19 protein-coding genes are annotated in these 20,261 nt (G+C 60.4%); 13 read left to right on the forward strand and 6 right to left on the reverse strand.

What is annotated here, in order from left to right:
• The first annotated feature begins 379 nt into the window (after positions 1 to 379).
• The 4 genes from nrdD to G5315_RS10150 all read left to right on the forward strand — a co-directional run bounded on the left by nrdD (position 380) and on the right by G5315_RS10150 (position 3,911).
• Positions 380 to 2,497, forward strand: coding sequence for an anaerobic ribonucleoside-triphosphate reductase (gene nrdD / locus G5315_RS10135; RefSeq protein WP_042079841.1), 2,118 nt, complete (start codon positions 380 to 382; stop codon positions 2,495 to 2,497).
• Positions 2,498 to 2,597: 100 nt separating this feature from the next.
• The gene (gene nrdG, locus G5315_RS10140; RefSeq protein WP_247824104.1) at positions 2,598 to 3,107 is read left to right on the forward strand and encodes an anaerobic ribonucleoside-triphosphate reductase-activating protein; all 510 of its coding nucleotides are present in this window, start codon (positions 2,598 to 2,600) and stop codon (positions 3,105 to 3,107) included.
• A gap of 64 nt (positions 3,108 to 3,171) precedes the next feature.
• Complete coding sequence (locus tag G5315_RS10145) at positions 3,172 to 3,342, forward strand: YqaE/Pmp3 family membrane protein (RefSeq protein ID WP_005338440.1); 171 nt, start codon at positions 3,172 to 3,174, stop codon at positions 3,340 to 3,342.
• Positions 3,343 to 3,518: 176 nt separating this feature from the next.
• Positions 3,519 to 3,911: a TonB family protein gene (locus G5315_RS10150; protein ID WP_108542479.1), complete on the forward strand. Its 393-nt coding sequence runs from the start codon at positions 3,519 to 3,521 to the stop codon at positions 3,909 to 3,911.
• Between the two features lie 56 nt (positions 3,912 to 3,967).
• Here the strand turns inward: G5315_RS10150 and G5315_RS10155 are convergent, their stop codons facing one another.
• From G5315_RS10155 to G5315_RS10175, 5 genes are all read right to left on the reverse strand, one after another.
• Positions 3,968 to 4,324 carry an MliC family protein gene (locus G5315_RS10155; protein ID WP_005338437.1) on the reverse strand — a complete coding sequence of 119 codons (357 nt, stop codon included), beginning with the start codon at positions 4,322 to 4,324 and terminating at the stop codon, positions 3,968 to 3,970.
• A gap of 142 nt (positions 4,325 to 4,466) precedes the next feature.
• Positions 4,467 to 5,231: a substrate-binding periplasmic protein gene (locus tag G5315_RS10160; RefSeq protein ID WP_421332980.1), complete on the reverse strand. Its 765-nt coding sequence runs from the start codon at positions 5,229 to 5,231 to the stop codon at positions 4,467 to 4,469.
• Between the two features lie 172 nt (positions 5,232 to 5,403).
• A complete protein-coding gene (locus tag G5315_RS10165; protein ID WP_421332981.1) occupies positions 5,404 to 6,501 on the reverse strand; it encodes a DUF2955 domain-containing protein in 1,098 nt (365 codons plus the stop codon).
• Entirely contained in the window at positions 6,491 to 7,546 is a 1,056-nt protein-coding gene (locus G5315_RS10170; RefSeq protein ID WP_042079833.1) for an HlyD family secretion protein, read from the reverse strand. Before G5315_RS10170 ends, G5315_RS10165 begins: the two co-directional genes overlap by 11 nt.
• 1 nt (position 7,547) lies before the next feature.
• Positions 7,548 to 8,060 (reverse strand): MarR family transcriptional regulator, encoded by a 513-nt coding sequence (locus G5315_RS10175; protein ID WP_005349886.1) that lies wholly within the window; start codon positions 8,058 to 8,060, stop codon positions 7,548 to 7,550.
• A 985-nt stretch (positions 8,061 to 9,045) separates the two neighbouring features.
• Here G5315_RS10175 and G5315_RS10180 point away from each other — a divergent pair.
• From G5315_RS10180 to G5315_RS10195, 4 genes are read left to right on the forward strand one after another with little or no spacing between them, the layout of a single operon-like run.
• Positions 9,046 to 10,362 (forward strand): 2-hydroxycarboxylate transporter family protein, encoded by a 1,317-nt coding sequence (locus G5315_RS10180; protein WP_421332982.1) that lies wholly within the window; start codon positions 9,046 to 9,048, stop codon positions 10,360 to 10,362.
• A 23-nt stretch (positions 10,363 to 10,385) separates the two neighbouring features.
• Positions 10,386 to 11,936 (forward strand): NAD-dependent malic enzyme, encoded by a 1,551-nt coding sequence (locus tag G5315_RS10185; RefSeq protein ID WP_421332983.1) that lies wholly within the window; start codon positions 10,386 to 10,388, stop codon positions 11,934 to 11,936.
• A 17-nt stretch (positions 11,937 to 11,953) separates the two neighbouring features.
• Positions 11,954 to 13,522 carry an ATP-binding protein gene (locus G5315_RS10190; protein WP_021229142.1) on the forward strand — a complete coding sequence of 523 codons (1,569 nt, stop codon included), beginning with the start codon at positions 11,954 to 11,956 and terminating at the stop codon, positions 13,520 to 13,522.
• A 3-nt stretch (positions 13,523 to 13,525) separates the two neighbouring features.
• Positions 13,526 to 14,221 (forward strand): response regulator, encoded by a 696-nt coding sequence (locus G5315_RS10195; RefSeq protein ID WP_075115718.1) that lies wholly within the window; start codon positions 13,526 to 13,528, stop codon positions 14,219 to 14,221.
• A gap of 76 nt (positions 14,222 to 14,297) precedes the next feature.
• On the opposite strand, the gene G5315_RS10200 is transcribed toward G5315_RS10195, so the two are convergent.
• Positions 14,298 to 15,197, reverse strand: a complete 900-nt coding sequence (locus G5315_RS10200; RefSeq protein ID WP_139405952.1) for a DMT family transporter — start codon at positions 15,195 to 15,197, stop codon at positions 14,298 to 14,300.
• A 233-nt stretch (positions 15,198 to 15,430) separates the two neighbouring features.
• Here G5315_RS10200 and G5315_RS10205 point away from each other — a divergent pair, with 233 nt between their 5' ends.
• The 5 genes from G5315_RS10205 to phoR all read left to right on the forward strand — a co-directional run bounded on the left by G5315_RS10205 (position 15,431) and on the right by phoR (position 20,217).
• A complete protein-coding gene (locus tag G5315_RS10205) occupies positions 15,431 to 16,225 on the forward strand; it encodes an AraC family transcriptional regulator (RefSeq protein ID WP_227341120.1) in 795 nt (264 codons plus the stop codon).
• Positions 16,226 to 16,392: 167 nt separating this feature from the next.
• Positions 16,393 to 17,673, forward strand: a complete 1,281-nt coding sequence (locus G5315_RS10210; RefSeq protein WP_227341118.1) for a GGDEF domain-containing protein — start codon at positions 16,393 to 16,395, stop codon at positions 17,671 to 17,673.
• A 35-nt stretch (positions 17,674 to 17,708) separates the two neighbouring features.
• Positions 17,709 to 18,122, forward strand: coding sequence for a VOC family protein (locus tag G5315_RS10215; protein ID WP_167572379.1), 414 nt, complete (start codon positions 17,709 to 17,711; stop codon positions 18,120 to 18,122).
• A 101-nt stretch (positions 18,123 to 18,223) separates the two neighbouring features.
• The gene (phoB, locus tag G5315_RS10220; protein ID WP_026457670.1) at positions 18,224 to 18,913 is read left to right on the forward strand and encodes a phosphate regulon transcriptional regulator PhoB; all 690 of its coding nucleotides are present in this window, start codon (positions 18,224 to 18,226) and stop codon (positions 18,911 to 18,913) included.
• Between the two features lie 8 nt (positions 18,914 to 18,921).
• Positions 18,922 to 20,217 carry a phosphate regulon sensor histidine kinase PhoR gene (gene phoR / locus G5315_RS10225; protein WP_216951836.1) on the forward strand — a complete coding sequence of 432 codons (1,296 nt, stop codon included), beginning with the start codon at positions 18,922 to 18,924 and terminating at the stop codon, positions 20,215 to 20,217.
• Positions 20,218 to 20,261 lie beyond the last annotated feature (44 nt).

Below are 20,261 nucleotides of genomic sequence, written 5' to 3' on the forward strand. Positions count from 1 at the left end.
CTCGAAACCTGTGCGGTGGGAGGCGATTTTTTTTCGGGTTGATGGATCAGACTCCAGCCCGCACTCTGCTTGAGGTTGGATTTGAATGGGGCTCTTTTTTGGTTGGTCGTGAACTGTCCCGCTCGCTGAAAAACCTGTTCTGGATCAAGAAATGAGGATGCGCTTTGGTGCCTAATAGACACCACATATAGGGACGCATTCGTTTTTAATCCCTATATGTTGTGTTATTAAGCTGTGTATAAGCTGTTCCCCTCCTATCTTCAGCCCAGGCTTGTCAAGCCTCGGCTGAATTTATTTGCGTCCAGGACGAGATGCCGGGAGGGGGGCCCAACAAGGGTGAGCCAGAGGCAAATGCCTGGCCTTTTAACGGGGAAAATCCATGAAACCGGTTGTGATCAAACGTGACGGATGTCGCGCACCATTCAATGCCCAGCTGATTGCAGAGGCGGTCAGCCGTGCGGCGGAAGCGGTCAATCAGGCCAATCCGGCACTCGCCTCCCGCATTGCCAATGCCGTGAGTCAGGAGCTGGAAGGGCGTGGTGAAGTTGATATCCACGAGATCCAGAACCGGGTCGAAAACCACCTGATGGCTTCCGACGACAAGGCCATCGCCCGTGCCTATATCGAATATCGTCACGACAGAGATCAGGCTCGCGAGGCGCGCGGCCGTCTGGCGCAGGAGATCCGCGGTCTGGTTGAGCAGACCAATGCCGCCCTGCTCAACGAGAATGCCAACAAAGACTCCAAGGTGATCCCGACCCAGCGCGACCTGCTGGCCGGTATCGTCGCCAAGCACTATGCCACCAGCCACATGCTGCCCCGTGATGTGGTTCAGGCTCATGAGAGCGGTGATCTGCACTTCCACGATCTCGATTACTCACCTTTCTTCCCGATGTTCAACTGCATGTTGATCGATCTGAAAGGGATGCTGACTCACGGCTTCAAGATGGGCAATGCGGAGATCGATACTCCGAAATCCATCAGCACCGCCACGGCGGTGACCGCCCAGATCATCGCCCAGGTGGCGAGCCACATCTATGGCGGCACCACCATCAACCGCATCGACGAAGTGCTGGCCCCCTATGTGACCATCAGCTGGCAGAAACACCGTGAAGTGGCTGAAGAGTGGGGCATTGCCGATGTGGAAGCCTACGCCATGGCTCGCACCGAGAAAGAGTGCTACGACGCCTTCCAGTCGCTGGAGTACGAGGTCAACACCCTGCACACCGCCAACGGTCAGACGCCGTTCGTCACCTTCGGCTTTGGTCTGGGGGACAGCTGGGAGTCGCGGATGATCCAGCGTGCCATCCTCAGCAACCGTATCGCTGGCCTTGGCAAGAACAAGAAGACCGCCGTGTTCCCGAAACTGGTGTTCGCCATCAAGGATGGCCTCAACCACAAGCAGGGCGATCCCAACTACGACATCAAGCAGCTGGCGCTGGAGTGTGCCTCCAAGCGGATGTATCCGGACATCCTCAACTACGACCAGGTCGTGAAAGTGACCGGCTCCTTCAAGACCCCCATGGGTTGCCGCTCCTTCCTCGGTGCCTACGAGGAGAATGGCGAGCTGATCCACGAAGGTCGCAACAACCTGGGTGTCGTGAGCCTCAACCTGCCGCGCATTGCCCTGAAATCCCGTGACGAAGCGGACTTCTGGGATCGTCTGGATGCCTCTCTGAGGGTCGCGAAGAAGGCGCTGATGTACCGCATCACCCGTCTGGATGGGGTGAAAGCGCGGGTTGCTCCGATCCTCTATATGGAAGGGGCTTGCGGCGTGCGGCTGAAGGCGGACGACAACGTCAGCGAGATCTTCAAGAACGGTCGTGCCTCCATTTCCCTCGGTTATATCGGGGTTCACGAGACCATCAACGCCCTGTTTGGTGACAAGGTGCACCTGTTTGACAGCGCTGAGCTGCAACAGAAGGCCATCGCCATCATCGCCCGTCTCAGGGCAGCCATTGACGAGTGGAAAGAGGAGACTGGCTACGGCTTCAGCCTCTACTCCACCCCGAGCGAGAACCTCTGCACCCGCTTCTGCCGCATCGACGCCAAGGAGTTTGGCGTGGTATCCGGCGTGACCGACAAGGGTTACTACACCAACAGCTTCCACCTCGATGTGGAGAAGCAGGTCAATCCGTACGACAAGCTGGACTTCGAGGCGCCCTATCCGCCCATCGCCAGTGGCGGCTTCATCTGCTACGGCGAATACCCCAACATCCAGCACAACCTGGAAGCGCTCGAAAACGTCTGGGATTACAGCTATGACAAGGTGCCTTACTACGGTACCAACACCCCCATCGACGAGTGCTACGACTGCGGCTTTACCGGCGAATTCGAGTGCACCTCCAAGGGCTTTACCTGCCCGCGCTGCGGCAACCATGACCCCGCCAAGGTGTCGGTGACCCGCCGTGTCTGCGGCTACCTCGGTAGCCCCGATGCGCGCCCCTTCAATGCGGGCAAGCAGGAAGAAGTAAAGCGCCGCGTCAAACATATGTAAGCGCACAGGCGATGAAGAGCTGGCCCCTGACTCAAGGGGCCATTTTCATTGGAGGGCGGCAGTTATGCCGCTGTCCCGTGAACGAGGCAGGAAACATGCGATGCACTACCACCAATACTACCCGGTCGATGTGATCAACGGCCCCGGCACCCGTGCCACCCTGTTTGTCTCGGGCTGCGAGCACCAGTGCCCGGGTTGCTACAACCAGAGCACCTGGCGGCTCGATGGAGGCAAGCCGTTTGATGAGGCGATGAGCGATCGCGTCATTAGCGACCTCAACGACAGCCGCATCAAACGGCGAGGTCTGTCGCTCTCCGGCGGCGATCCGCTCCACCCGGCCAACGTGCCCCACGTGCTGGCGCTGGTGAAACGGGTACGCGCCGAGTGTCCGGGCAAGGATATCTGGTGCTGGACCGGTTATCTGCTCGGCGAACTGTCAGAGGCCCAGCGCGAGCTGGTGGCCTTGCTGGATGTGCTGGTGGATGGCAAGTTTGAAAAGGCGTTGGCAGACCCGGGCCTGCTCTGGCGTGGCAGCAGCAATCAGCAGATCCACGACCTCAACGCCTGGCGTGATGCGGGTGAGCGAATTCCCTGTCTGGTTTGCAGTTGAAGCCCGGGATGTTTATGGTTAGCCCATTCCAATCCTGACGACATTTTTGAAAAGGAGAGCCGAGATGAACAATCTGCTCAAGATCCTGCTGGCCATTTTCCTGCCCCCTGTGTGCGCTTTTATCCAGGTGGGCTTTAGCCTGCACTTTTTAATCAACATAGTGCTGACCCTGATGGGCGGTCTGCCGGGCATGGTGCATGCGCTCTGGCTGGTGGTGAGTGACAAGCGCGGCTGATGCCAGCGGCTGGTTAGTGAGCTCATTGACGATAAAAGGGCCAACCTCTCGGGGTTGGCCCTTTTGTTCATGTTCATACGAATACTTTTTCGTTAGGATGGGTGACTGACCAAGCGGGCCGCGTTGAGCGCCCTGCAGTCCGGCAACAAGCACCGGCAGAGAACAAGGAGCGTTACATGAAGTGGAAAGTCGCAGTATGGTCAGGTCTGGCAGTGACACTGTTGCTGGGGTGCTCATCCCGTCAGGAGGTAGCGCACGAGCGCGCTCCGATCGCTATCTCTCTCGAGCAGTTGTCCAGCTACTGGGTTCAGGAGAAGCAGTGGTCATGGCTTGGCAATGACGAGCCAGCCCTGCCGGCCAAGCCGGTCAAGGGGTATGTGGAAGTTCGCTATCAAATCGACGCCAGCGGCACGCCGGTCAAGCCGGAAGTGGTAGCGGCCGAGCCCCCCGGCGAGCTGGAGCAGAGTGCGCTGGCGACCCTCTCGCGGATCCGCTACAGCCCTGCAGAGGGCAACCCGGATGCCATTCCGGTCGAGGTGACCAACCGCTTCGAGATCGAGATCAACTGATCCCCCATCACTCTGATGCCAGAGAAAGAGAGACCCCGGCCAGGCCGGGGTCACGTTTATTGTTGTTTGCAGTCGTTGTAGGCGGTCTGCCACTCGCCATCCTGATCCCGCAGCTCGACAAAGCCCTCATCCCCCTTGTTCCACCAGACGGCCTCATGTTCGTCCGTATAGCGGGCGCCGGAGGCCGAAATGGCCTGGGGCAGGGTGTAATCCTTGCCGTCCGGCAGTGACAGCTTGATAAAGTTGAGGCTTTCGTCGGAGAGGGAGAAGTAGCGCACCTGCACCTTTTTGCCTTGCTCGCACTGGTAACTGACCGGTTCGCCACCAGTGACTGAGAGGGTATTGCCCTGATTGCAGCCAGCAAGCAGGCCGAGGGCCAGCGCACCAGCGGCCATCATATGTACCTTATTCATGATTACAGCTCCATTGGTGTCATACGGGCGTGAGCCTAACAGGTTGCCGTTATTGTGCAATCAGCGGGGCCATTCGGTGCGTCGCTCGCTGTCCGGCATACCGCGCGAGTATGAGGGGGCGCTATCAGGAAGGAATCGTCAATCAGTAGAGGCCAAGTCTGGTTTCAAACTGGCGGATCAGCGTCTCATAGATGCCGTTGTTCTTGATCTTCTGCAGCCCCTGTTCGAACTGCTTGGCCAGCGCTTCCCCTTGAGGTGTGTTGCGGGAGAAGGCGAGCCAGAAGCCATCAGTGGAGAGCTTGCCAACCTTGACCACCTTGCCGGTCAGCTGCTTCTGCTGGATCTTGAGGTAGCCCGGCATGCCGTTCATCAGGATGTAGTCGACCCGGCCACGTACCAGCATCTCGAGGATCTGGGCATCGGATTTGGCCTGAAAGCGGGTGATCCTGGGGTTCTCCATAAAATCGGTAGGGTAGGTGTAGCCGAGGGTGATGCCCACCCGCTTGCCTTCCAGCGAGGTGAGCTTGAGATCCCGTTGCGGGTCGCTGGCAAGGGCGAAGATGGCAAGATCCTCCTCGAACATGGGGGTATCGTGCCAGTGGTACTGGTAGCGGTTCTCTTCGGTGATGGTAGCGTTGAAGCACCCCGCAAGTTTGCCGCTTTTCGCATCGTGCATGCAGCGGGCGAAGGGGAGGGTGCGAAAGACAATCTCGATCCCTTCGGCGGCGAACACCGCCTTGACCAGCTCAGGCGCCAGTCCGTGGGGCTGGTCATCCTCATTGTCCTTGTCGCGCTCGCAGTAGGGGGCCCAGTCATCTTCGGCACCAATGACAAGCGGGGTGGCCCCGAGCGGGCTGGTAGCCAACAGCATCAGACAAACCAGCCATTTTTTTAACAACGCGACCATAGGTGCACCTCATCGACAGCAGCCTTACAAGCATAGCCGTACTTCTGCGCTGACTTGTAGTGGCAGGAGTATTGGTGAGGGAGGTAAACGAGGGCGAGAAAAAAAGCCCCGGCAGGCGACGGGGCGAAAGAGAGCTCATCCATGGGCTGACAACAGTGTTTACAACAGGAGATCAATAACCGAAGCTGGTCGCCTCGAAGCGGTTGAGCAACCGGTGGACGAGGTAGCAGGCCAGTAGTGTGACCACGATGGCAAACAGTATGCTGCTCACCCGGTAGAGGGCGCTGAACACCAGATCGTTGCCCGGGGTGAGGTACTGGCCAAACAGGATGCCGAGGGTAGTGAGGGCGCCAAAGCCGACCCCGGAGCCACCAGCCTCCTTGACGTGGGCATGGCTGAACAACATGGCGCCGAGCCACAGCAGTGGAGCGACAAGCAACAGTTGCCCTGACCAGTCATAGAGCAGCAGCTGGCCGAGCAAGCCGAAGGTGACCCCCAGCAAGGTGCCCATCGCCCGTTTGCGGGCATAACTCAGCGCACCGTTCCAGTGCATGGGGAACAGCACCAGCAGGGTCGTAGCCTGGGCAGACATGGAGTCGCGCAGGTCAAACACCTGAAATACCAGAAACGACAGGGTGGCCACTGTGGCCCCCAGCAGGGCTTCATGGCGCATCCGGTGCGGCGACTTGGGGGCCGAGGCGGGCTTGGGTCTGGCCTCCACATCCGGGATCAGCATGGTCATCAGATAGGCGATTAGCACCGACAGCACGCTCGCCCAGATATTGTTGAGGATCAGGTCGTTGAGGTCGGTCTGCGGATAGCTGGCAAAGTGCAGCATGATGCTGAGGCTCAGCACCCCGTTGGCCCCGAACAGAAACAGGCTGCCCCGCGACATGGCAGCGAAGCGGTAGAGAAACAGCAGAAAGGCGATGGGAGTCATCAGCGCCGGATGGCTGCCAAACAGCCCTCCCAGCAGCCCGACCTCCACCCCACAGACCACCGCCGCCGCGATCAGCTGGCGCGCGGCATGGCCATTCATCACCGGCACCATCCCCAGCAGCAGCACCGGCGTGACCGTATAGAAGACCCCGTAATTCCAGCCAAACAGCTTGCAGAGCAGAAAGCCGGTGGTGCAGCCAAAGGCGATGCGCAGGCACTGGCGCAGCTCGTTGCCGGTGAGGGGCCGATACCAGAGGTGAGTGGCAGCACCACCGGCGGGGTGGGCTGGGGCAGTATTGACCGACGGGTGAGTGGCGTGGTTAGTAGACATAATGGAGCAGGCTGAGCAAGTGGATCTGGCCCCGTGCCAGCATGGCGGTCAGGGCATTGTCCGGCAGCAGTTGTACCGTGGCCCGCGCCCCGGCTGGCAGATGGTCGGGGAGTTGGTCCAGCTCGAGGTGCAGCCGCATCCGCTGGGCATCCCGTACCCAGCGATCAGACTCCACCGGCGCGGCCAGTCGACCATTGGCATCAAACTGACCGGCGCTCACTCCGGCATCCAGACTGCTTACCCGGGCAGGATAGAGCTGACCCGGCTCGCCATCGAAGGCGACCAGTGCGCGGGTTTGCTCGCCGACATGGCGCAGGCTTTTCTCCCGAAAATCGGCAATGACGTCCACCTGTTCCGACACCAGCGCCAGCAGCGGGCTGCCCGCGCTGGCGATACTGCCCGGCTTGAGCTGCAGGTTGGTGATGGTGCCATCCTGATCCGCGTGGACCTGGCTGTAAGAGAGGGCCAGCTGCGCTTGCGCCAGCTTGTTGCGGGCCTGGCGCAGCAACAGATTATCCTCACCGGTTACGCCACGACTGGCCTTGATCTGGGCCAGTTTGGCTTGACTGGCGCGCAGGTTGGCCTGGGCGCTGCGCAGGGCGCTGTCAGCCTCATCTTTTTGTTGCAGCGAAACCATGTGACGTTGGTAAAGCGCATCGATGCGCTCAGCCTCGCGCCACTTCTGGCTGGCCAGCGTCTCCTTGGCGTTGATCTCGGCAACGGCGGCGGTCAGGGCGGCATCCAGTTCACTGTTCTGCTGCTCTGCCTGCGCCAGCGCAAGGCGGGCCTGCTCCACTGCCAGTTCAAAAGGGGCCGGATCCAGCCTGAACAGCAGATCCCCCTTCTTGACCTGCTGGTTGTTGTGAACGGCGACCTCGATCACCTTTCCGCTCACCTGGGGGGCCAGCTTGGTGACCACCCGGGTCGCCATCGCCTGAGGGGTGAGGGGCATCAGCAGGTCGGCTATCAGAAAATAGGCAAACAGGGTGGCAAAGCCCGCCATGGACCATTTGATCCAGCGGGTAAATTGTTGATCCGGGGTCATCTTATTCTCTCTCTGTGTCGGTCTCGGGAGGGCTTGTATCGCCTCCGGCTTGTCGGTCGTGGTGTTGTTCAATTTTGCTGAGGGCGTTGGCCGAGATCCGCTGCACAGTGGCTTCAAACAGCTGCAGGGTCTGCTCGTCGATGCCCCCCAGCAGCTCCCGGCGGATATTCATGATGCGGTCGGCGATCTGATCGAGCAGGGTCTGGCCAGCCGGGGTCACGCAGACGATGCGGGCCCGCTTGTCCTGACTGCAGCAGTGACGCTCAATCAGTCCCTGCTCTTCCAGCTGGCCCAGGGTGCGCATCAGGGAGGGGAGCTCTATCTCGAGGGCTTCGGCCAGGGTCTTCTGGCTGACATGGTTCCCCATGCGGGAGAGCTTCCACAACGCGGTCCAGCGGGGATGGGTGAGGCCAAGGGGAGCCAGTTCCAGATCGGCGGCAGTACGCCATAGCCGGTGCATCCGCGCTATCTGCTCGGCGAGCGACAGCTCGCGCAACCTTTCCAGATCCGTCATCTTCTTATCCTCAATGTACTTAGCCTGCTAAGTATCATACTTGTTTAGCAGGCTAAGTAAATAGTGTGATACGGATCATGTTTCTGGTCGGATTTTTCGCTGGTGCGAGTTAGCATCGTTCGAGCCCCTGATATTATTCTCGGGGCTGATCCACTCGAGGCTCTCTTGCCGCTTCGGATATTTCGCCGTGAATGGAGGATATCCGGCGATTATTTTCATGAAATTTTCAGCTTCAGTGAGCAGCTCTTTTTTTATCCGCTAATATTGATGGGGTTATAAAAAAAGGGGGAAACGGGTTGTGGATGGATATGACAGTGGATGTGTGTATCTGGCAATTGAAGCTCTGTTGAGTGATGGGGAATATGGTGCAGAGTCACACCATGGCGTGAATCGGGAAGGCGTTATCAGAAGTACCGATATCAGTCATGATTTTGACCCCGCCAATATTCCATTGCTGTTGGCAGAATAGACCTGACCGTGTGTGATCCTTGTGAGTTCAAGCCAGTGCTCTGGTATTCGCTGGCTTGACTCATCACTATTTCAATCTCCCCTTTTTGCATCTTTCTCCTCACCATTTTCATCGTGAGGCTTCATATATGCTGACTCAAACCCTGATGTGGCACGCCGTGGCAGTCGCGCTATGGCGATGACATTGCCCGCTGCTTATCACTCACCGGAGCTGTGACGATAAATGGTCGCAGAGCTTGTCATCTGGCTCTGTTATTTCTCCGAAGGGGGAGAGATCATCGCATCGTTATTACTTCTGATCATCCCAATATCCGTCATTGGGCTCGCTCGTTTTATCGCCCTATTTCCTGACTTGGTCGGGTATCGGATGTCTGTTGTTCTATTGTGCTGCGCACGTTGGTGGCGCCATGATGTTTAAGTTTTTAATGTTTTTATATGGCTTTGCAATCTGGTTAACCGACAGGGGCGAGGGGGATCAATAAAGTAGCGGCCACAATCACACGCAGAGTCCATAACAATGAAAAACCTCTCACCCCTACAAACCACACAAGAAAAGGCCGCCTTTATGGGCGGCCAACAAATTGCCGGTATGCCGCTCTTTATATTTCTGGGGTTGGCGACCTGCGTTCTCTTTTCCGGCTGGAATGGCTCGTTGCCGCTGGGCATGGTCGGTGCGCTGGCGCTGATGTTCGTGCTGGGCACCCTGCTGACCGAGTTGGGGGAGCGGATCATGCCGATCCGTGAATATCTGGGTGGCGGCACCATCCTCGCCATCTTCGGCGGTGCCGCCCTGTTCGAATACCAGCTGCTGCCGGTGCAGGCGGGACAGGTTATCACCCACTTCATGAAGGAGGGAGGCTTTCTCAACTTCTTTATCGCCAGTCTGGTAACCGGTTCGGTGTTCGGCATGAGCGGCGCTTTGCTGAAAAATGCCGCCATGCGCTACCTGCCGGTCATTCTTGGCGGCGTCGCACTGGCGCTGCTGAGCGTGGGGCTGGTCGGCTCCCTGATGGGATATGGCTTCAAGAATGCGGTGCTGCTGATCGGCCTGCCGATCATGGGCGGTGGCATGGGGGCTGGAGCGGTGCCTCTGGTGGAGATCCTCTCCGGCCCCATGCAGATGTCCAGTGCGGATCTCTTGTCACGCATGGTACCGGCGGTGGTGATCGCCAATACCCTGGCCATTCTGGTGGGCTCCCTGCTGGCGCGCCTTGGTCGCCGTTACCCCTCCCTGACCGGCAACGGCAAGCTGATGGTCAAAGAGAATAGCCATAGCATTGCTGACGAGCAGGCCGAAGCGCCGACCCTGCAGAGTCTGGGTATGGGCCTTTTCATCAGCTCCAGCATGTTTGTGCTGGGCTCCCTGCTTGGCAACTTTATCCCCATGCACCCCTTCGCCCTGATGATCCTGGCGGTCGCTTTTATCAAGGTGAGCGGCCTGCTGCCGCGCCGTTATGAGCAGGCGGCTGCCGACTGGTATCAGTTTGTGGTGAGCAACCTCACTCCCTCCCTGCTGGTGGGGATCGGCGTCGCCTATACCAGTATTCCGGAGCTGATCAGCGCTTTTTCCATCAGCTACTTCGTGCTGGTCATGGTCACCGTGATCGGTGGCGCCCTCGGCGCGGCACTGGTGGGCCGGATGATCGGCTTCTATCCCATCGAGGCGGCCATCACCGGCGGGCTCTGCATGGCCAACATGGGGGGCACCGGTGACGTAGCCGTGCTCTCGGCGGCCCAGCGGATGAAGCTGATGCCCTTTGCCCAGATCTCCTCCCGTCTTGGCGGCGCCGTGATGCTGATCTTGGCTACTGCTCTTATCTCCCTGCTCGCCTGATACCGGATTGAGGAACAAACAAAATGAACGACATCATGATGGGCACCAGCCTGCCCTATGCAGAACGCAAGCGTCAGGGCGTGCGGGGGCGTATGCCCCACAAGGAGGAGTCCCTCTCCCAGCAGCGGCGCCGGATCTATCGGTTGGTCAGCGCCATGCAGAGTCCGTTTGACCAGCATCTGCTGCTGCGTCAGCTGCAGGAGGACAACCCGGTGCTGTTCTACGATCTGGTGCGCCACCATCTGCCGGAGTTGCTGCCAATCATCTACACCCCGGTGGTGGGGGAGGCGTGCCAGCGCCACAGTGACCTCTATTTGCGCAGCCACGGGCTCTATCTCTCCTGGCATGACAGGGACGATCTTGACGACATCCTCGAGTCGGTGGAACAGGAGGTGGATGTGATCGTCATCTCCGATGGCGAGCGGGTGCTGGGGCTCGGCGATCTCGGTATTGGCGGCATGGGGATCTGTATCGGCAAGCTGGCGCTCTACTCCGCTGCTGGCGGCATCAATCCGGCGCGCACCCTGCCGCTCTGTGTCGATGTGGGCACCAACAACCCCGAGCTGCTGGAGGATGACTCCTACCTCGGCTGGCAATCCCCGCGCATCGACGGCGAGAGCTACTACCACTTCATGGACAAGGTGGTGGCCGCCATTCGCAAGCGTTGGCCGCAGGTGGTGCTGCAGTTTGAAGACTTTGCAGGCAAGCATGCCGCCAACCTGCTGACCCGTTATCGGGACGAGCTCTGCATGTTCAACGACGATATTCAGGGCACGGCGGCGGTTGCCTCCGCCTGCGTGCTGGCCGGGTTGCAGCAGGCGGGTACAGCCCTGTGCGATGCCCCGGTGCTGATCGTCGGCGCGGGTTCTGCCGGTTGCGGCATCGCCGCCATGCTGGCCCAGTTGGCGGGGAGTCACGACGGCGTCTGGCTGTTTGATCAGGACGGGGTGGTCTGCGCCGATCGTCCCAACTTGACTCGCGCTCAACAGCCGTTTGCCCGTGCCGTGGAGGAGGGGAGCAGTTCGCTGCTGGAGACCATCCGTCAGGTGCGCCCGGCGGTGCTGATCGGGGTGAGCGGTCAGGGCGGCCTCTTTACTGGCGAGGTGTTGCAGGCGATGGGGGAGGTGTGCGATCAGCCGGTGATCCTGCCACTCTCCAACCCGACCCGCAGTGCCGAGGCTACCCCCGAGCAGGTGTGGGCGGACACAGATGGCCGCGCCCTGCTGGCCACCGGCAGCCCCTTTGCGCCGGTAACGGTGGCCGGGGAGCGGCGGGTAGTCTCCCAGTGCAACAATGTCTATGTCTTCCCGGGGATTGGTCTCGGTGCCTGCGCCGTCAAGGCGCGCCGCATCAGCGATGGCATGTTGCTGGCCGCGGTGCGGGCTGTCGGCGCCTATCCGCTGGTGGCGGGTAGGCTGCTACCCCCCATCGAGCAGGTGGGAGAGGTGGCCCGCGCCGTCGCCAGAGCGGTGGCACTCTGTGCCCGCGAGGAAGGATTGGCCGATTTTGTCGGCGATCCGGCACCTTTGATTGACCAGACCTGGTGGCATCCGCACTATTGGGCAGCGTCCTGACGTTTTAAGGTATGTGCATGAAACTTCGCCACCAGTTGGTCACCCTCTCTCTTGGACTTTCCCTGCTGCTGATCCTCATTCTGGGCAGCCTGCTGGCCCTCTTTATCCGTCATCTGCTGGAGAGCAATCTGCAGGATAAGGGGAGCGATCTGGCACGGGTGATGGCGGCGGATACCCGGGTGGTCGAGGCTCTGCGTCAGGGCAGTGATCCTACCCTGCGCGACTATGTGGAGGCGGTCTGCAACCGCACCGATGCCACCTATATGGTGGTGACCGATGAGCATGGTCGCCGCCTCAGCCACCCCAACCCCGAGCTAGTGGGGCAGAAGTTCCGCGGCGAGGATATCTGGCCCGCGCTGCAGGAGCGGCGCAGCTATTGCTCCAAGGATCGGGGCACCATGGGGCCGGCGATCCGCTGCTTCTCCCCGGTGGTGGGCGGGGATGGGCGCGTCATGGGGGCCGTGGTGGTGGGCTACCTGATGCAGCAGGTGGAGGGCATCTATATGGAGCGGGTGGCCCTGCTCATCAGCGCCATCGTTGCTGTGCTGGGGTGCGGCCTGCTGCTGGCACTCTGGGTGCAATATCTGCTGCGCAAGACCCTGCTCGATCTGGAGCCGGAGGCGATCGTGCGCCGCTTCACCCTGCAGGATCTGGTGCTGGAGCACATCACCGAAGGGGTCATCGCCCTCGATGGCCGCGGTAACATCAACATGATCAACAGCACCGCCAGCTATCAGCTGCGGCTGCCGGTCACCGGGCGCCACGCCCTGCAGGGGCAGTCGCTGGCGGAGCTGGTGCCGCCCCTTGCCCCCTGTCTGGAGCAGGAAGGTGGGGAAGTGAGCTTCACCATTCAGGGGGAGTCCTTCGTTGGTCGCTGGCAGGCGGTGCAGGGCAAGGCACCGGGGCGGCTGCTGATCTTCAGCCGTCCGGAGGTAGCTGCCAGTCTGGGGGTGCAGGTGACCCACCTGCGCCAGTATGCCGAGATGCTGCGGATGCAGAGCCACGAGTTCGCCAACAAGCTGAGCAGCCTCTCCGGCCTGTTGCAACTGGGCCATGTGGATCAGGCGGTGGAGCTGATCCAGCAGGAGAATGAGGCGTGCCAGACCATGCTGCAGGAGCTGCTGCGGCTGATCGACAACAAGCCGGTGGCGGGGCTTATTCTCGGCAAGTTCAGCCGGGCTCGCGAGCTGGGGGTGACCCTGGAGCTCGATCCCGATTCGGCGCTGGCGGAGTATCCGGCCTCGGTCTCGGCCGATCTCATCACCCTCATTGGCAACCTGCTGGACAACGGCCTGCAGGCGGCCTGGCGCAACCGCCAGCAGCGGCCGCCCCGGGTGCTGCTCTCTCTGTGCGATGTGGGGCGGCGACTGGTGATCGAGGTGGAGGATAGCGGCGAGGGGGTCGACGAGGAGCTGGCCGATCATCTGTTCGATTACGGAGTGAGTCGCCAGAGCGGCGATCACGGGGTGGGTCTGTTCCTGGTCAAGGAGACCGTGGGTCGGCACGAGGGTGTGATAGAATGGCGGCGAACCGCCGAGCAGACCACCCTGTTTGGTATCTACTTGAATAAAAACCAATTAATGTGAGCCATGGACCCAATAATCACGCTTGTTATTGAAGATGACGATCGGATCGGTGCCATCTTGTCAGAACTGGTGGCGGCGACACCCGGTTTCTCCCTGCTGGGGCGGGCCGGCACCCTGGCCCAGGCCGATGCCATGATGGCCGGTGTGGTGCCCCAACTGCTGCTGGTGGATGTCTCCCTGCCCGATGGCTCCGGCCTTGAGTGGGTGAGCCGCCTGCGCAGTCACAACCGCGAAGCCTATGTCATCATGGTGACTGCCTCGCGGGATGTGGAGACCATCCAGCAGGCCCTCAATCTGGGGGTTCATGACTACGTCATCAAACCATTGCGGCTGTTTCGCATCCAGCAGAGTCTGGACGAGATCCTGCAACTGCACAGCCGTCTGTGCGAGCGGGGTCGGCTGGAGCAGGAAGATCTCGACAAGCTGCTGGGCAAGGGGGGGCGCTCCCAGATTAAGGAGATGCGCGTCACCCCCAAGGGGATCGACAGCATCACCCTGCGTCAGGTGCTGGACCTGCTGGCGGGTGAGCCGGAGAGCGTCTTCTCCACCGACACGGTGGCGCTGCGACTCTCCCTCAGCCGCACCACGGCGCGCCGCTATCTGGAGTATCTGGAGTCGGAAGACCGGGTTGATGTGGATCTCAACTATGGTCAGCGGGGGCGGCCGGAGCGGCGCTACCGCTGGCGCCGGGCGGGTTGAGGTGCTCACTGGCGTGTATTGCAGAAACAACAAGGGAGCCCATGGCTCCCTTGTTGTTTCCGGACGATGTTGGTTCTCAGGCGGCTTCCCGTTCTGCTACCGGTGCACGCCCCTTCAGCTGGGAGGCCATCACCCCGCCCAGGATCAGCCCGCCCCCCAGCAGGTGATAGCCGTGGATCGGTTCACCCAGGCTGACGACGGCGATCAGTGCCGTACAGAGCGGCATCAGGTTCATAAAGACCGAGGTGCGCTCTGCCCCCATACAGGCGAGGCCGCGCATCCAGCAGTAAGCCGCCAGCAGGGAGGAGGCGAGCCCGGCGAAGAGCACCAGACCCCACCCTTCGGCCGGCACCGCCATCGAGTCGGCACTGAGAGCGAGCGGCACCAGCAGTAGCACGGCCAGCAGGATCTGCATGTAGAGGTTGAGCCAGGGGCCAAACGGCAGTTGCCAGCGGCGGATCAAGAGGCCGTAAAGGGCGTAGCTGGCGGAGCCGAGCAACATCATGCCATCCCCCGGGTTGATGCCGTTATGGAGCAGGGCGAGCGGTTCGCCCTTGCCAAGCAGCCAGAGCACCCCGAACAGGGAGATACTCATGCCGAGCAGTGCCTGTTTGCCGGGACGCTGGCCGAAGAAGAGCGCCCCTTGCAGCAGGGTGAGCAGTGGAATGAGGGAGCCGATCACCCCCATATTGGTGGCCGAAGTGCTGTGAGCAGCGTAGTAAGCGAGGCACTGGTAGAGCACCATACCGAGCGCCGCCAGCACCAGCAGCTTGCCGAACCAGGGGCGAACCTCGCTACGGCGGCGCCACAGCTGCGGCAGGCAGAAGGGGGTCAGTGCCAGAGCGGCGATCACCCAGCGATAGAAGGAGATAGCCGCGGGGTCGAGCACGCTGGCGGCCGCCTTGGACACCACGGTATTGGTAGCCCAGATCAGCACCGCCATCAGCGGAAAGAGAAGAGGGGAAAAGATTCGCATCAGAGGCTCCTTATTAACAGGGGGCCAAGTCTACCCTTGTCTTTATATTATCAAGTAGCGTAAAACAGACAGATGACCCAGCAGAAAAGACAACTCTTTCTGATGCACCTTTTTCCGGCCCACACGGGCTGCGTCTGCCCGCAACTGGTGGCTGCTTTTGGCCTGTGCCGGCGACCGAGCCAACAGGGCGTTGCATCACGCCTGCTCCTCTCTCTCGCTGACAAGGGGCGCTGATGGCCACTCACCACTTTCAGCCGGTAGATGTCGTTCTGCCCGCTCCCAATCCGCTCTATTTCAGTTACCAGCAGATGCTGGCCGACAGCGCGACCGTGCTGCACTCCCACCCCTGGGGCCAGCTCAACATGATCAGTCTGGGGATCATGGAGATAGAGCTGGGTGATCAGCGACTGGTGGCCCCTGCCGACTATCTGATCTGGGTGCCGGCGGAGCTCGACCATACCTCCTACAACGAGCAGACCCTCGACTACACCTCCATCTACGTCAGCCACGAGCTGGCGGCCAAGCTGCCGTCAGAGCCCAGATTGCTACTGCTCACCCCGCTGATCCGCGCCCTGCTGAGCGACTTTTGCGAACGGCGGGTAAGCCATATGGCGGATGAGTGGGATCAGCGTCAGGCCGAGTTGCTGGTGGAGCGACTGGCGCGCACCCGCTGTCAGGAGAGCTACCTGCCGATGAGTCAGGACAAGCTGCTGGCTCCTATGCTGGCGGCGTTGCACAGCGATCCTGCCGATCCCCGTACTCTGGCCCAGTGGGCAGGACAACTGCACACCACAGAGCGCACCCTGGCGCGGCGCTGCCTGCGGGAGCTGGGGATGAGTTTCGGTCAGTGGCGGGCGCGGCTGCGGTTGCTCAAGGCGCTGGCCTGGCTCAAGGGGGACATGCCCATTCAGGAGATCAGCTGGCGGCTCGGTTACGGCTCCACCTCGGCCTTTATCGCCATGTTCAACCGGGAGCTGGGATGTTCACCCCAGCGTTATCGCCAGCAATCGGCAGAACGGGGGCTCTAATGGGAAAAAACGGGAGCGATGCAGTGTGAATGCCATGATAAGTAGCCTGTTTCTTGTCGTTACAGGGATTATCATAGAGCCCTGTTATCATGGGCCATCTGGCAGCAACGATCGGTTGTCTGCCCGAGTGAATGGCTGTGCCTTCATATTCAGGGGTTAGGGTAAGCATGATCGCGTCCGGTTCCCGTTTGGCCGAGTCACTATTCTGGTATCTGCTGGTGCTCACCGGTTGTGCCATCCTGCTGTTCGAGTTCGGGCCAGAGCGAGTTCTCGATATCAAGGAGTGGCCGCTCTCCATCACAGTGCAGCAGCCACGGGATGCTGGGCCGGGGGCGGTGCGCTATCAACCCTCGGCGGATGATCATCCCGGAGTGGTCTGTACGTTAACCGCCAATCCGGCCAGCTACCCAAGTTGCGGCCTTATCCTCACCCTGACCCCCCGTGACAAGGGGATTAATCTGACCCGTTTTGGCACACTTCATATCCGTTTGAGCGTAACCGGGGCTGGCGAGCAGGATTGGCGCTTGTATCTGCGCAACTACAATCCGGTCTATGACCGGGTTGATGAGCCTGAGCAATCCAAGTTCAACGAGATCATTTTTCGGCCGGCGGATTACGGCCGGGATCACGAGGTGCCACTGGATGTGTTTACCCCGGCGACCTGGTGGATAACCCGTTACAATGTGCCGTTGCAGCAGCAGGGGGCCAATCTGGATCGGGTTTATGCCATCGAGGTTATGGCTGGTTCAGATATGCCGCCCGGTAAGCATGGCGTGGTGATCGAAGCGCTGCAGTTTCACGGTAGCTGGCTCGATGCCACCCTCTTCTATCGGCTGATCCTGTTTGTCTGGTTTCTTTACGGTTGTACCGTTTTTCTGATCAACCACCTTTTGATGAAGCAGCGCTTGCAGCATGCCCATCAGGCCAAACTGGAGGCCGAGGCGCTCAACCGGACCTTGAGTGAAGAGAATCGCCGCTCCCGCGAGGAGGCCTGTTATGATGCCCTGACCGGCGCCCTCAACCGGCTCGGCGGTGAGCGACTGCTGCTCGAGATAGGTGAGCAGCCCTGCACTCTTGTCTATATCGATGTGGATCACTTCAAACAGATCAACGATAGCCATGGCCATCCGGTGGGAGACGAGGTGCTCAAACTGCTGGTCAGCGAGATCCTGCGCCACTGCGATCCCCTCTGCCATCTGGTGCGCTGGGGGGGAGAGGAGTTTGTGTTGGTCTGCCTTGATTACGATGAGTTGCGGGCGTGTATCCTGGCCGAGCGGCTGCGTACCCTGCTGGAGGCATCTCCCCATTGGCCGCTGGCCTTGCGGGTGACCGCTTCGTTCGGGGTGGCCGAGCGGGGGGGAGAGCCATGGGAATGCGTACTCAAACGTGCCGACGAGGCGCTCTATCAGGCCAAGACGCAGGGACGCAACCGGGTAGTGGCGCATTGAGGGCGGTAGCATGACATGTTAAAGACGAGAGCAAGATGACCAGACAATCTATTGGTGCCCTGACCCTGCTGGTGGCCGACTATGACGAGGCTATCGCCTTTTTCACCGAGGGGCTGGGGTTTGCGCTGCTGGAAGATACCCGGCTCGACGAACCGGGCAAACCGGGCAAACGCTGGGTGCGGGTTGCTCCCGCTGGCAGCTCGGGTTCCTCGTTGCTGCTGGCGCGGGCTGCGACCCCGGAGCAGCTGGCCGCCATTGGCAAACAGGGTGGCGGACGGGTATTTCTGTTCCTCGAGACCGATGACTTCTGGCGGGATTACCGGCGGATGCAGCAGTATGGTGTCCATTTTTGTGAACAGCCTCGACAGGAGTCCTACGGCACCGTGGTAGTGTTCGAGGATATCAGTGGCAACCGCTGGGACCTGCTGCAACGCGCTGCTGCCAACTGAATCTGAAAACGTTTATCATCCCGCCTGTCATAAAGTCATAAAAGTGTCACAGAAAATTCTAATAATTGGCGCACCCATCTTCACAGAGGAGAGAGAAGGGAATGGCTAAGCGAATTCTGGTGGTCGAGGACGAAGCACCGATCCGCGAAATGCTCTGTTTCGTGCTGGAGCAGAAGGGGTATGAGACGATTGAAGCGGAAGATTTCGCCGACGGACTGGCGAAGGTGCGTGAACCCTACCCGGAACTTATCGTGCTGGACTGGATGATGCCAGGCGGCAGTGGCATCCAGTTTATCAAACAGCTCAAGCAGGATGAGGTGACCCGCCAGATCCCGGTGGTGATGCTCACCGCCCGCGGTGAGGAGGAGGACAAGGTGCGTGGTCTGGAGGCCGGTGCCGACGACTATATCACCAAGCCGTTCTCGCCCAAGGAGCTCACCGCTCGCCTCCATGCGGTGATGCGCCGAGTCTCCCCCACCTCGGTAGACGAGGTGATCGAGGTGCAGGGGCTCAAGCTGGACCCCGTCTCCCACCGGGTCAGTGCCGAGGAGAAGGCGCTCGACATGGGGCCGACCGAATTCAAGCTGCTGCATTTCTTCATGACTCACCCCGAGCGGGTCTATAGCCGTGAGCAGTTGCTCAACAATGTCTGGGGTACCAATGTGTACGTCGAGGACAGAACCGTGGATGTGCATATTCGGCGCCTGCGCAAGGCGATTGAAGAGACAGGGCACGACAGATTGATCCAGACGGTGCGTGGAGCCGGATACCGCTTCTCAACCCGTCTCTAGAGGCAGTTATGTTGCAACCTTACGCCTGGCGGCGACAGTTGTGGCGAATGGCGTTTTTCTACGCCCCCTTCGCATTGGTTGGCTGGTTGATTGATCATCTTGCCCTCTGCCTGTTGGTGGCGGCAGTGTTGCATCTGGGCTGGCATTACCGTTTTCAGAAGCGGCTGTCTGATTGGCTGTGGCACGACCGCAGCCTGGTACCACCTAACGGCAGTGGCAGCTGGGAGCACATTTTCAACGGGATCTACAAATTGCAACAGCGTCACCGGGCTCGGCGGCGCGAGCTGGCGGGGCTGATCCGCCGCTTTCGGGAGGGGGCCGAGGCGCTGCCCGATGCGGCCGTGGTGTTTCGCGAAGATGGCAGCATCCTCTGGTGCAACCGGCTGGCAGAGCAACTGCTCGGTTTCCGCTGGCCGGAAGATGCAGGTCAGCACATTGGCAACCTGATCCGCCATCCTGCCTTTGCCGCCTATCTGGGGAAGGGGAGCTATGATGAACCACTGGAGATGACTTCTCCGATCAACGAAGAGAAGTTTCTCGAGTTTCGCATTATGCCCTACGCCTCCGATCAGGCGATGCTGGTGGTACGCGATGTCACCCGCCTGCGCAGTCTGGAGAAGACCCGCAAGCACTTTGTCTCCAATGTCTCCCACGAGCTGCGCACTCCGCTCACCGTGCTCAAGGGCTATCTGGAGATGACTGAAGATCCGCCCCCGCCTGCCATGTGGGCCAAGGCGCACCGGGTGATGATGGAGCAGACCATCCGGATGGACAATCTGGTCAACCAGCTGCTCACCCTGTCGCGCATCGAGGCGGCCCCGACCGTGGATCTCTCCCATCTGGTGGACATGCCTGCCATGCTCGGACTGCTGGAGCAGGAGGCGCGGGCGCTCTCGGGCGAACGGGCCCACCAGATCGAATTCATGGTGCAGCCAGACCTGTTTGTGCGCGGGGATAAGGAGCAGCTGCGCAGCGCCGTCTCCAATCTGGTCTACAACGCCATCCACTACACACCGGCAGGGCGCAAGATCAGCGTGGAGTGGCGCAAGCAGGGGGCAATGGCGCTGTTTGCCGTGAGGGATGAGGGGGAGGGGATTGCCCCCGAGCATCTGGCGCGGCTGACCGAACGGTTCTATCGGGTCGACAAGGCCCGCTCCCGCCACACCGGTGGCTCCGGACTCGGCCTTGCCATCGTCAAGCATGCCCTCAGTCATCATGACTGTCAGCTCGAGATTGAAAGTCGTGTCGGCCTTGGCAGTCGCTTCAGCTTCCTGATACCGGCTCGTATGGTGGTGTTAAAATAGCTTTTATGACAATGGGTTAGTAAATTCGAGAGGGCCACAATGCG

It is taken from the genome of Aeromonas sp. 603607 (assembly GCF_049171595.1).
In the GTDB taxonomy this organism is placed as follows: domain Bacteria; phylum Pseudomonadota; class Gammaproteobacteria; order Enterobacterales; family Aeromonadaceae; genus Aeromonas; species Aeromonas veronii.

Coding starts and splice junctions, on each gene's coding strand:
- nrdD (WP_042079841.1), top strand. CDS start 380: ATGAAACCGGTTGTGATCAAACGTGACGGATGTCGCGCACCATTCAAT.
- nrdG (WP_247824104.1), top strand. CDS start 2,598: ATGCACTACCACCAATACTACCCGGTCGATGTGATCAACGGCCCCGGC.
- G5315_RS10145 (WP_005338440.1), top strand. CDS start 3,172: ATGAACAATCTGCTCAAGATCCTGCTGGCCATTTTCCTGCCCCCTGTG.
- G5315_RS10150 (WP_108542479.1), top strand. CDS start 3,519: ATGAAGTGGAAAGTCGCAGTATGGTCAGGTCTGGCAGTGACACTGTTG.
- G5315_RS10155 (WP_005338437.1), bottom strand. CDS start 4,324: ATGAATAAGGTACATATGATGGCCGCTGGTGCGCTGGCCCTCGGCCTG.
- G5315_RS10160 (WP_421332980.1), bottom strand. CDS start 5,231: ATGGTCGCGTTGTTAAAAAAATGGCTGGTTTGTCTGATGCTGTTGGCT.
- G5315_RS10165 (WP_421332981.1), bottom strand. CDS start 6,501: ATGTCTACTAACCACGCCACTCACCCGTCGGTCAATACTGCCCCAGCC.
- G5315_RS10170 (WP_042079833.1), bottom strand. CDS start 7,546: ATGACCCCGGATCAACAATTTACCCGCTGGATCAAATGGTCCATGGCG.
- G5315_RS10175 (WP_005349886.1), bottom strand. CDS start 8,060: ATGACGGATCTGGAAAGGTTGCGCGAGCTGTCGCTCGCCGAGCAGATA.
- G5315_RS10180 (WP_421332982.1), top strand. CDS start 9,046: ATGAAAAACCTCTCACCCCTACAAACCACACAAGAAAAGGCCGCCTTT.
- G5315_RS10185 (WP_421332983.1), top strand. CDS start 10,386: ATGAACGACATCATGATGGGCACCAGCCTGCCCTATGCAGAACGCAAG.
- G5315_RS10190 (WP_021229142.1), top strand. CDS start 11,954: ATGAAACTTCGCCACCAGTTGGTCACCCTCTCTCTTGGACTTTCCCTG.
- G5315_RS10195 (WP_075115718.1), top strand. CDS start 13,526: ATGGACCCAATAATCACGCTTGTTATTGAAGATGACGATCGGATCGGT.
- G5315_RS10200 (WP_139405952.1), bottom strand. CDS start 15,197: ATGCGAATCTTTTCCCCTCTTCTCTTTCCGCTGATGGCGGTGCTGATC.
- G5315_RS10205 (WP_227341120.1), top strand. CDS start 15,431: ATGGCCACTCACCACTTTCAGCCGGTAGATGTCGTTCTGCCCGCTCCC.
- G5315_RS10210 (WP_227341118.1), top strand. CDS start 16,393: ATGATCGCGTCCGGTTCCCGTTTGGCCGAGTCACTATTCTGGTATCTG.
- G5315_RS10215 (WP_167572379.1), top strand. CDS start 17,709: ATGACCAGACAATCTATTGGTGCCCTGACCCTGCTGGTGGCCGACTAT.
- phoB (WP_026457670.1), top strand. CDS start 18,224: ATGGCTAAGCGAATTCTGGTGGTCGAGGACGAAGCACCGATCCGCGAA.
- phoR (WP_216951836.1), top strand. CDS start 18,922: ATGTTGCAACCTTACGCCTGGCGGCGACAGTTGTGGCGAATGGCGTTT.